Origin of the sequence: Janthinobacterium sp. LPB2021202312-11-4, assembly GCF_037049705.1 — a bacterium.
Lineage (GTDB): Bacteria > Pseudomonadota > Gammaproteobacteria > Pseudomonadales > Pseudomonadaceae > Aquipseudomonas.
Window position 1 is genome coordinate 179,432 of the sequence record NZ_JBAGKV010000003.1, and the last position, 10,465, is coordinate 189,896.

Genomic DNA, 10,465 nt, shown 5'->3' on the forward strand with positions numbered 1-10,465 from the left:
AACTGATTTTTCCTTTAAGGAGTCTCGGGCTATGCGGCGAAGAGGCACGCAGTACTGGCTCTGGAGCAACACCCAATTACAGGTTCGCAGCCATGAAGAAGTGCTGCCCGACGGTACGCAAGTCGATGTCCAGGCGCGAATCAGTCGGGAACAGGTGATTCAGGTTTTCGTCGGCGTGTATGACCGCGATGGCGCGCCGCTGGTGGAAGAGTTCCATGATCGCGACGAGCGTTCATCTTTGGCGAACGCACTGGCGTGGGGCTGCGCACGTGCCCAGGGACTCTTGAGCCATGTAACGGCGTTTCGCGCTCCCCATCGCATTCAACTGATCCTGGGCGTTGTGCTGGATGATCCTTGTACGCTGGCGTTGCGCCGAATGGACATGTCCGAGGACGAGGCGCTGCGACTCAAGCGTCAGGACGCCTGGAACGAATACCTCAACGCCAAGCACGCGGTGCAGACCTTGATGCGCTCGACCAGAGTCGACAGCGAGGTCTGGGAGCACCAGAAACGTCGCCTGCGCGATGCCATCGATCGCCGGGCATGGTTGCGCCATACCTGGCCCTCGGACTGACACTCAAGGCATGGCCTGGACCTGCGGGGTGAGGCAGGCCATCAGGCACGTGGGGTCGAGCACTTCGTCATTGACGTAGATCCCGCGCTCCGGATCGTAGGAGCGGATGAACACGCGCACGGTGGCATCGGCCACGGTGGGCAATTGGGAATCGTAGAACACATGCTCGCTCGCGATCGGCGTGAAATCCTGGGGCGTGGTCGAGGTGTACGGGCGCGGCGGCAGCGCATTCAGTGTCGGCGGCGCCGGGTGAGCGAAGGGTTGGTTTGGCCCGTAGTAAATCATGTCGCTGCTGGAGCTGTCGGTTTGCATCGGGCTGTCATCGGCCAGTGCAGCGCTGGCCATTGTCAGAAAAGCGATAAAGCACAACGTCAGATCGGTTTGTTTCATGGCGACACCTGTGAAATCGGTTTTTTCCGCGTTTCCCCAAGGCCATTAACTATAGCTGCCGTACAGCGACGCGTTCGGATCGCCGGATTACAAGATCCCAACAAAGCCGCGATGTGGTTTTTTCATGGGCTGATCTAGACTCGTGCCGGTCAATAAAAACGAGATCTGGAGTACGCAATGGACATGCCGACCCAAGCACAGGCCATCGCCAGCAACCGCGATGCCTGGAATGATTCTGCCCGGCATCACAAAGACAGCCCCGAATGGCAGGCGCTGTTGAGCGCCGTCCGCCAGGCTGATTTTTGCTGCATAGATGACACCTTGCGCGGGGTGCTGGAACAGGTGGGCGTCGACGGCAGGGACGTGGTGCAACTGGGCTGCAACAACGGCCGTGAAAGCCTCTCGCTGTTTGCCCTCGGCGCCCGCAACGTGGTGGGGATCGACCAGTCCGCCGCGTTTCTGGGCCAGGCCCGGGAACTGAATGTACGTTCACCCCATGACGCAGAATTCATCGAAGCCGACATTCATCATCTGCCGCCCGAGCTTCACGCTCGTTTCGACGTGGCGCTGATCACCATCGGCGTCTTGAACTGGATGCCGGACATCGGTGCGTTCATGCGCCACGTCGCGCAGACCCTCAAGCCTGGCGGTACGTTGGTGATCTACGAAACCCACCCGTTTCTGGAGATGCTCGACCCCGAAGCCGCCGACCCTTATCGCCTGGACAGCTCGTACTTTCGCAGCGAGCCGTTCGTGCAACATCAACCGATCGTCTACGAAGGCAAAGTCGAGCAACCGGCGGCTGCGTCCTACTGGTTCGTCCACACCCTCGGCGCGATCTTCACCGGCGCCATCGAGGCCGGGTTGCAGATCAGCCACTTCAAGGAATACCCGCATTCCAACCGCGAAGCGCTGTATGACCGGTATGAAAACCAGGTGGCGCAGTTGCCGTTGTGCTTTACGTGGGTGGCGGTGAAAAACGCCGAGTCTTAAGCATAAATTTGCGTTGCTTTGACTGACGCCTTCGCGAGCAAGCCCGCTCCCACAGGGGAGAAGTGTTGGACATTGATCTTGGGCACAACACAAAACCTCTGTGGGAGCGGGCTTGCTCGCGAAAGCGATCTGACCGCCAACCCGACCGCGCAGGTATACCGAGTCCCCCTGTAGGAGCTGCCGCAGGCTGCGATCTTTTGGCGTCGTCGAGTCAATCGCAAAATCAAGATCAAGATCAAAAGATCGCAGCCTGCGGCAGCTCCTACGGTTTGTGCGCCTTCGGTGCGATCTCCACCAGCGCCATCAAGGAATATCCGCAAGTTGTATAAGCGGTATGAAAAACAGGTAGCGCAGTTGCCGTTGTGCTTTACGTGGGTGGCGGTGAAAAACGCCGAGTCTTAAGCATAAATCTGCGTTGCTTTGACTGACCCCTTCGCGAGCAAGCCCGCTCCCACAGGGGAGATGTGTTGGACATTGATCTGGGGCACAACACAAAACCTCTGTGGGAGCGGGCTTGCTCGCGAAAGCGATCTGACCGCCAACCCGATTGCCCAGGTACACCGAGTCCCCCTGTAGGAGCTGCCGAAGGCTGCGATCTTTTGGCGTCGTCGAGTCGATCGCAAAATCAAGATCAAGATCAAAAGATCGCAGCCTGCGGCAGCTCCTACGGTGTTTGGTGCATCCGGGGTGTTCAGGCCTCCGCCGTCGCTGCGGCCGTGACTGGCCGGGTCGGTTTGCGCAAGGGGTCCAGGCGTGAGCCTTGGTAGCGGGTTTCGCGGTAGAAGCGCCAGCGGCCGCCGAGCAGACCGTAGACGTGGGTCACGCGGCCTTGTTCGTGGTAGCCCATGCGGATGTGCAGCTTCAGGGCCGGGATGTTGTGGGTTTCGCAGACATCCACCACTTTATTGCAGCCCTGGGCGGCCATGGCTTCCCAGAGGGCGACTTGCACATCAACCGACAGACTGGTGCCGAAATAGGCGCGGGTCATTTCACCGCCGAACTCGAAGAACTCACCCGGTTTGACCGGGAACCAGCAGCCGTAATAGTGACGGTCGTGGTAATCCCGGGTGCTGCCCCAGATGAACCCCACCGCGTGGCCTTCATCGTCCAGGTACATGTGCCCGGTGTGGCCCTCGGTGGCGAGCTCGGCCATGGTTTCGACACGATCGCCGAAGTGCTTGGCAAAGGCCTTGGCGTTGTCCGCGGTGATGGTCACCTGGCGCAAGCCGCAATAGGGCCGCAACTTGTGCGGCGGTACCGGGCTGACCAGGTCGCGCTCCATCCACAGCAGCTCCCAATGGAAGAACACATAGCGCTTCCAGAAAGCCCGGAACGTGTTGCCCAAGCCTTTTTGTCGGATGCGTTCGCGCAGCTTTTCGATAACGCTCATGAAGCCCTCCATGGCGAAAGCCAGGGTGTGGTGGGTGACGCTTTTGATGGGTATAGATCAAGGTTGCAAGTTCATGTCAAAGCGCCAGCTTTGAATGTGTTGCAATGTGTGTAACTCATTCGAGTGCCGCTGCACCGGTCTGCAAATCCCTGCTCAGTACCGCGTAAGACACCCGCTCCACACCGGCAAGGCGCTGCTCTAGCACCTGCGTCAGTGACTCGCCGGGGTTCAGATAGGCGTCGCCGAAATCCGCGCCGAGCTGGTTGGGATGGGCGACGATTTCCAGCAAACCGTCGGTCGGCGCGGGGGCGTTTCGCAGGTCCACGGGTGTGCACACATAGTCCGCCGTCGCCCCGGCCAGCGTTTGCAAACGCCGATTGAGCAAACCCTTGAACACGCGTTTGGGCAGGCTCAGGTTTTGCCCCAGGTTGCGCGCCAGGCGCACGGCCACCCCTTGACGGGCGGCGAACCGCGCGACGATCTCGCCGATGGGCCAGATGTTGTGTACGTGCTGGTGCGAGTCGATATGGCTGGGCCGCATGCCGTTGTTCAGGCAGCGTTGCCATTGGGCTTCGAGCTCATCCATCACCGCTTCGCGATCCAGACGATTGAGCCAGAAGCTATGGCGGGGCAGGTTGAGGTCGAATTCGCCCTGGGGGTCGCAGAACGTCGGGCGCCCGAGAATGCCCTGGCTCAACGGCCGACCGTAGGTGAGGTTGAAATGCAGGCCGATCCGGCCCTTGAGCAACGGGTGCTGGGCCATCACACACGCCGCATCAAACGCCGGCATGTTGGCCATGGCGGTGGCGGAGCTGATGAGCCCGGCCTGGAACGCCCCGAGGATCACCGCGTTTTCGCAGGGGCTGAGGCCGAAGTCGTCAGCGTTGACTATGACTTGGTGAGGCATGTTCGCCCTCCATGGTTGTTTCGATGGCCGCAGGTGCCGTGACCGCAGGCGTGGTGACGGTGACCACCGCCGCCGCACGCTTTGCCCGCCGCTGTTGCAACACTAGTTTGAGCCGCTGCCAGACGCGCAATGCCAAGCCCAACACCAGGCCACTGGGACGCCAGGAATAGAAACTCCAGCGCCAGTGCTCCAGTTGCCCGGTCATGCGTTCGTGCAGTTGATGGCTGGAGTTTTCCAGGCTGACCCGCGAGGCATCGATCCAGCGCCAGTTGTCGTCCAGGCCCCAGCGAATCCACTCTTCGAGCAACACCCGGCCGCTGCCCAGGTCGGCGTATTGCGGCAGGAACGCCAGGTTGTAGTCATACAGCCGACCCTGTTCCAGCAAGCCGAGGCGATAGCTGATGCAGCGCCCGTCCAGTTCCAGCACCACCACGCGCACCAGGCCACGGGCGGCGAGGGCGGTGAAGGCGCGGTCCATCCATTGTCGATGACGTTCGTCGGAGAAGATGCCGACGCCTTCGTCGCCTTTCCAGCTCACCGCTTCGACTTCGCTGATGGCCTGCAACAACGGGCCCATGGTTGTGGCGTCCGGGGTGATGCGGCGAACCTCGGCGCCACACGCGGCGATGCGTTTGCGCGCGCGGCGCAGTTTATAGCGCGGATCGCCCGAGACTTCCTGGCGATCCGCATCGCTGATCAGGTGTACCGGCACCTTGCAACTCAGGCGCCGTTCACCGGTGGAGCTGTGAGCCATCCACACCGTCAGGGCACTTTCTTCACCGGTGGGTTCGGACAGCTCGTTGAGTTGCAGCAACGCGTGGGGCAAGCGACGACGGATCACAATCAGCGCCTTGCGAATGCTCTCGGCATCCAGGCAGGCGAGCAGCGCCAGGCGATCGCTCAGTGGATAGCCGAGGTGGTGCAACACCCGGAACGGCAACCCGCCGAAGCGTTCGCGCGACGTCACCAGCGGCAGGCACAGCTTCAGCTCATCAGCCTGCCAGCCGAGCAGCACGTGCAGGCGTTCCCCGTCCTTGAGCGCCTGTTCCGCCGCGCACAACCAGGCCAGGGCATTGAACGGCGTGTGGTCCGTCACTCGCAGGCGCAGAGCTTCATAAGCCGCTGCCGGAAAGTCCGGGGCGCACAGTGACGTGCGCCATTCGAATCGCGTCGCCATAACGTCAGGTCACCGAAGCGGCAACAGGGGCCGACGTCGGTTTGCGCAAGGCTTCCAGGCGTGAGCCGCTGTAACGGGTTTCACGGTAGATGCGCCAGCGGCCAAACAGGTGATAGACGTTCATGATCCGTCCTTGCTCCTTGTAGCCCATGCGAATGTGCAACTTGAGCGCCGCGATATTGTGGAACTCGCAGACATCCACCACTTTGTTGCAGCCCTGATCCGCCATGGCTTTCCACAGGTTCAGTTGAAAGTCCACCGACAGCGTGGTGCCCCAGTAGGCGCGGATCTGTTCACCGCCGAACTCGAAAAACTCGCCGGGTTTCACCGGGAACCAGCAGCCGTAATAGTGCCGGTCGTGGTAGTCACGTTTGCTGCCCCAGATAAACGCCACGGCCTCGCCGTTTTCATTCAGGTACATGTGTCCGGTGTGCCCTTCGTTCGCCAGTTCGGCCATGGTGCCCACGCGATCACCGAAGTGTTTGCTGAAGGCCACGGCGTTCTGTGCGGTGATGGTTTCCAGGCGCAGTGGCTCATAGGGCCGCAGTTTGTGCGGTGGCACCGGGCTGACCAGGTCGCGCTCCATCCATATCAGTTCTTCGTGGGCATACACGTAGTGCTTCCACACTTTGCCGAGGGTGGCGCGCAAGCCTTTTTGTTTGATGTGATCGCGCAGTTTCTGCAAAACACTCATGTTCTTGACTCCTGAACTTCAGTTTGGTGAACACAACCTGTGGCAAGTCCCCTCACCACAGATTTGGTGTTCGCCGCACCTTCTCTTGACTGATCGGAATAGGGTTCATGACGCGATCCAGCTCAGGGCGAACAGGGTTTCCCCTGGCAGATCGAAGCTGACGCGACCGTCCTTGCAGTTGAACGGCGCGTCACGGCTGCGGTTGTCGGCCCCGAAGTAGCGCAATGCACCCTTGGCCAGCGGACAACTCGCCCCGGCCAGGTCTATCCGTTGCAAACGCCTGCCTTTGTTGACCCCCAGCAGGCTGCGTTGCGAGTCGGTGGCCATGGCCAGCACGTCGACTTCGAAGGCGTCGTTCTCCAGGCGCATCACATCGTGCAGCCAATGCTGCTGGATGAACTGCTGGGCCATGCCCACCGGTTTCAACTCGAAATGATCGTCATCCAGGACCTTGAACATGCCCTTGGGGTAGTTCGGTTTTTCGTCGTCGGCCTGGAACCAGTTGAGCATCTCCAGTAAACCGTCCTGGGCCGAGTTGATCGCCACCGAGGCCCACCACAGCGAGGCGAAATGGGTTTCCTGATCGTAGGGGCTCAGGCTTGAGCCGCTGGACATATTGGTTTGGTCCAGCAACAACGCCTTGCGTGGCCGGCCGTTGGCGTCCAGCCCGACGAGGTCGGCGGCGCGGCGCACGCTGTCGCGGTAGACCCGGGTGGCCAGCAGGTCGCGGATCATCCACTCGTGCCACGCCAACGCGTCGATCTGATCGCCGGATTCCGCCAGCAGACGACGGGCCCAATCGATGCCACGCTTGTCCGCCGCGTTGTCGGCGAACGGGCCGTTGACCAGCCGCGAACTGGCCGGCATGGCGATGCGCACGCCAGCCTTGGCATTGGCCGGGTTGCTGCGCACTTGCCGGGCCATGCTGTTGAAGAGGCTTTGGTAATGGGCGTAGTCGGGGTAGTTGAGGTTCGGCTCGTCGGCGAAACCGATGTAGTGGATGCCCTTGCCGCCGAGGGCGCGGGTGCCGGCGAGCCAGGCCTCGAGGCCACTGTTGCTCATGGTGTCGGCGCGCAGATCATGGATGCGTTGGCTGCCGGCCAGCAAGGTGATGTCCTGGGTGATGCCGAAACGGTCTTGATACAGCTGACGGAAAGCGTCTTCGTAGTGCGGTCTTTTCGCTGTGATGTCGACGAAGCTGTAGTAACTGGCGGCGCGCGGCCCGAGCGCGTCGAGCACCGCAAAACTTGACGGCGGCGGCAGCACATAGGGCAGGGCGACGCCCAGGTTCGGGGTCGGGCCCAGCACTTCGTTGTGCAGGGTCAGGCGGGTCTGGCCGTCATCCTCGCGCAGTGGCTTGAGTTGCTGCGGCGTCTGCGCAAACAGGTTGGCGGTGCCGTCGAGCCAGAACGCGACTTTGCCGCCGCCGCGCAGGCGCAGGCGCCAGACTTGTTCGTTGTTGCTGACCGGCAGTTCGACCTGATCGAACTGCCAATAGGCCGGATACGGTTTAAGCGCCAGCACCCGTTGCTGGCTGTCGGCCAGGCGCGTGGCTTGCAGGGCCCCGACGCCGCCGTGGAACTTGCCGGCCAGCACCGCGTGTTCCCCCGGTGCCACTTTGAAATACAACTCGTCGCCATCCCGGGTTTCGGCGCTGAAATGCACCTTGGCCGGGGCGAACAGGGCCACGGTGTTTTCGTCGTGCTCGACCTTGTAGCGGCGGAAGCTGTAGCCCGGAATCTCCAGTCGATAACTGGCGGCGCCCGGCGTCAAGGGCCAGCTCTGGGCGCCACTGGTTTCACTGGGGGCAATCAGGCGTTCGCCCGACAGCTTGCCTTGGCCATCGACGAGGTAAAGGTGTTCTTCATTGGCATCCGCTTGCCACGCCGGCACCCAGCGCACCGTCACGGTGTCGGGACGATCCGCTTGCAGATACAGACTGCCGTCGCGAATGTCGGCCCAACGCATGGACGCCGCTTGAACGTCGAGCGCCAGGCCCAACCCCAGGCCGATCCCAAAAAGCGGCGCCAGGCGTTTCATGCCGACTTCCGTTGCAACATCAGCAGCATCGGCGCGATGTCGCTGGGCAGGATGATCAATGTTTGCCAGACCGGCACGCCGCTCAACCGGCAATACACCACCAGCAGCGCAACGGTCACCGCCAGGTAGGCGATGGACGACGCTGCCGCCGCGCCGACGATGCCGTAAGTCGGGATCAGCAATACGTTCAGCGCCAGATTGAGCACGGCACTCATCCCCATCAGCAGCGAGATGGTGCCGGGGCGATTTTTACCCAGCAGATCCAGGCGAAGGATGCTGGCGTAGCACAGACCGAACAGTCCCGGCAGCAGCGCCAACAAGGCGGGGTAGGCCGGTTGATAGGCGGCGCCGAACAGCGTGACGATCAGCCATTCGCCAATCACCGCCATGGTCAGGCACGCGCCGAGCATCACTGTGGCGGTCAGGCGCAGGGCCAGCGGGGTGACTTTGTCGATGCCTTCTTCCTGTTGCAGCAGACGTTTCATCAGCGGGGTGGTGACGGCTTCCGGGACGATCAGCAGCAATTCGGCAGCAGCGCTGGCCATGGCGTAATGCCCCAGGGCGGCGCTGCCCAGCAGGGCGCCGATAAACAGGTAATCGGAACGCAGGATCACTTGCTGGAACAGCAAGTCGGGATGGCTGCGGGCGCTGTAGCGCAGCAGTTCATTTTGGCTGGCGCGATCCCATTGCAGGGTCAGCGGCTGATTGCGCTTGAGCCAGACCCAACCCGCCAACACCACCAGGCTGATGCCCGCCAGCCAACTGATCAGCGCCGCTTCGAGGGCGGCGGTTTTCCACATCCAGAACAGCGCCAGGAACAACAGCAGCGGCGCCAGGGATTCCACCAGCCGCAAGGCATTAAACGCGACGATGCCGCCGGAGGCGTTGTGCAAGGTCAGCAAACCGCTTTTGAGCACCGTCAGCGGCACCGCCAGCAGCAACAGCCAGGCCAGCAAACCGAGTTGGGTGGTGATGTCCAGTTCGCTGCCCAATTCCCGGGTCAACGCCACCACCACCAAGGTCAGCAGCAGCGCGAGCAAACAGCCGAACACCAAGACCTGACTCAGCAACAAGCCCATCGGCCGTTGCTTGGCCGCCTGATAACCCACCGCCGAATTCAATCCGCCGCTGGTGGCGGCGCTGATCAGGTCGGGCAGGGTGCTCAGCAGCGCAAACAAACCGCGCTCACTCGGGCCGAGAATCCGTGCCAGCAACACGTTGCGCAGCAAACGCAAACCGATCATCGCCAGTTTGGTGCCCATGCTCAGGGCCAGGTGCTTGAGGTAATGGTTGCGGCTCATGGCCGGGCCCCGCGATAGATGCGCCAGGACAGCAACTCCGGATTGCGCGCGGTGCGTTGGCTGACCCCGAAACGGGGCAGGGCCAGGGGCTCGCCGGCGCCGCGATAGATCCCGGTGCCGGTACCGAGGGCGAACGGGAAGTCGTGCTCGGCCACGTGTTGCCGTACCCGAGCATCGTTATCGCCGTTGGGGTAGCAGTAGACCGGCAGCGGTCGGTTGCAGCCGTTCAACAGTGCATCGCGGCTGCGGCTGAGTTCTTCGTGTAGACGTTGATCGTCGAGGCCGGTCAGAATCGCGTGACTGGCGCCATGGGGGCCGAACCGGATCAGGCCGGACGCTTCCAGGGCGCGCACTTGCTGCCAGTCCAGGGCTTGGGGCAGTGACTCTTCGGGGCATTCGTCGGTGAGTCGGCTCAGGTCTTGCGGTGTCAGGGTTTTCAGGCTTTGCAGGTAGTGCAGCAAGCTCAGGCTGCGGCGCTCCACGTCCACGTCATCCATCAGCACCGGCAGCGGTCGGCCAACCTGGTGCAGGCATTCAATCAGGTGCATGCGCGGCTGTTCGCCATGGCTGCCCCACAGGGTTTCGCCCAGGCTTTCCCACCAGAAGCGCTGGCGACTGCTGATGAAATCCGTGGAGAGAAAAATGCTCGCCGGCACCTGATATTTTTTTAGCAACGGGTAGGCATTTATCGCGTTGTCGCGCCAGCCATCATCAAAGGTCAGGGTCACTTTGGGCCGTTCCGAACGTTGGCTGCCGGGGTGCAGGATGTCCATCAGCGGCACGCAGTCGAAATGTTTTTTCAGCCAGACCAGCAAGTGCTCGAAGGCTTTGGGCCCGACGCACAGTTCATTGCGATGGGGCAGGTCGGCAGCGCGATCGTTGGCCAGCACCCGGTGCAACATCAGGATTACCCCGCCGCCACGCAACTGGCGGCGCCCCAGTGGGGAGTGCAGGTACAACCAGCCGCTGGCACGTTTGATACTGGTCTTGATCGGCATG

Annotated in this window: 10 protein-coding genes; 2 read left to right on the forward strand and 8 right to left on the reverse strand. The window is 61.9% G+C overall.

The window, feature by feature from the left end; all coding sequences use genetic code 11:
• Positions 1-31 precede the first annotated feature (31 nt).
• Complete coding sequence (locus V5E99_RS04800; protein ID WP_499801361.1) at positions 32-574, forward strand: hypothetical protein; 543 nt, start codon at positions 32-34, stop codon at positions 572-574.
• Positions 575-577: 3 nt separating this feature from the next.
• Here V5E99_RS04800 and V5E99_RS04805 read toward each other — a convergent pair whose 3' ends face one another.
• The gene (locus V5E99_RS04805; RefSeq protein WP_499801363.1) at positions 578-964 is read right to left on the reverse strand and encodes a hypothetical protein; all 387 of its coding nucleotides are present in this window, start codon (positions 962-964) and stop codon (positions 578-580) included.
• 177 nt (positions 965-1,141) lie between these two features.
• Between V5E99_RS04805 and V5E99_RS04810 the strand changes: the two genes are divergently transcribed.
• A complete protein-coding gene (locus tag V5E99_RS04810; RefSeq protein WP_499801365.1) occupies positions 1,142-1,957 on the forward strand; it encodes a class I SAM-dependent methyltransferase in 816 nt (271 codons plus the stop codon).
• 691 nt (positions 1,958-2,648) lie between these two features.
• On the opposite strand, the gene V5E99_RS04815 is transcribed toward V5E99_RS04810, so the two are convergent.
• The 7 genes from V5E99_RS04815 to V5E99_RS04845 all read right to left on the reverse strand — a co-directional run bounded on the left by V5E99_RS04815 (position 2,649) and on the right by V5E99_RS04845 (position 10,464).
• Positions 2,649-3,347 (reverse strand): hypothetical protein, encoded by a 699-nt coding sequence (locus V5E99_RS04815; RefSeq protein ID WP_499801367.1) that lies wholly within the window; start codon positions 3,345-3,347, stop codon positions 2,649-2,651.
• Positions 3,348-3,462: 115 nt separating this feature from the next.
• Entirely contained in the window at positions 3,463-4,254 is a 792-nt protein-coding gene (locus V5E99_RS04820) for a ChbG/HpnK family deacetylase (protein WP_499801369.1), read from the reverse strand.
• Positions 4,226-5,431 carry a GNAT family N-acetyltransferase gene (locus tag V5E99_RS04825; protein WP_499801370.1) on the reverse strand — a complete coding sequence of 402 codons (1,206 nt, stop codon included), beginning with the start codon at positions 5,429-5,431 and terminating at the stop codon, positions 4,226-4,228. The genes V5E99_RS04820 and V5E99_RS04825 overlap by 29 nt, the downstream gene beginning before the upstream one ends.
• A 4-nt stretch (positions 5,432-5,435) precedes the next feature.
• Positions 5,436-6,125: a hypothetical protein gene (locus V5E99_RS04830; protein ID WP_499801372.1), complete on the reverse strand. Its 690-nt coding sequence runs from the start codon at positions 6,123-6,125 to the stop codon at positions 5,436-5,438.
• A 105-nt stretch (positions 6,126-6,230) separates the two neighbouring features.
• Complete coding sequence (locus V5E99_RS04835; protein ID WP_499801374.1) at positions 6,231-8,165, reverse strand: hypothetical protein; 1,935 nt, start codon at positions 8,163-8,165, stop codon at positions 6,231-6,233.
• Positions 8,162-9,466 carry a lipopolysaccharide biosynthesis protein gene (locus V5E99_RS04840; protein ID WP_499801375.1) on the reverse strand — a complete coding sequence of 435 codons (1,305 nt, stop codon included), beginning with the start codon at positions 9,464-9,466 and terminating at the stop codon, positions 8,162-8,164. Before V5E99_RS04840 ends, V5E99_RS04835 begins: the two co-directional genes overlap by 4 nt.
• Complete coding sequence (locus V5E99_RS04845) at positions 9,463-10,464, reverse strand: polysaccharide deacetylase family protein (protein WP_499801377.1); 1,002 nt, start codon at positions 10,462-10,464, stop codon at positions 9,463-9,465. The genes V5E99_RS04840 and V5E99_RS04845 overlap by 4 nt, the downstream gene beginning before the upstream one ends.
• Position 10,465: the final 1 nt, after the last annotated feature.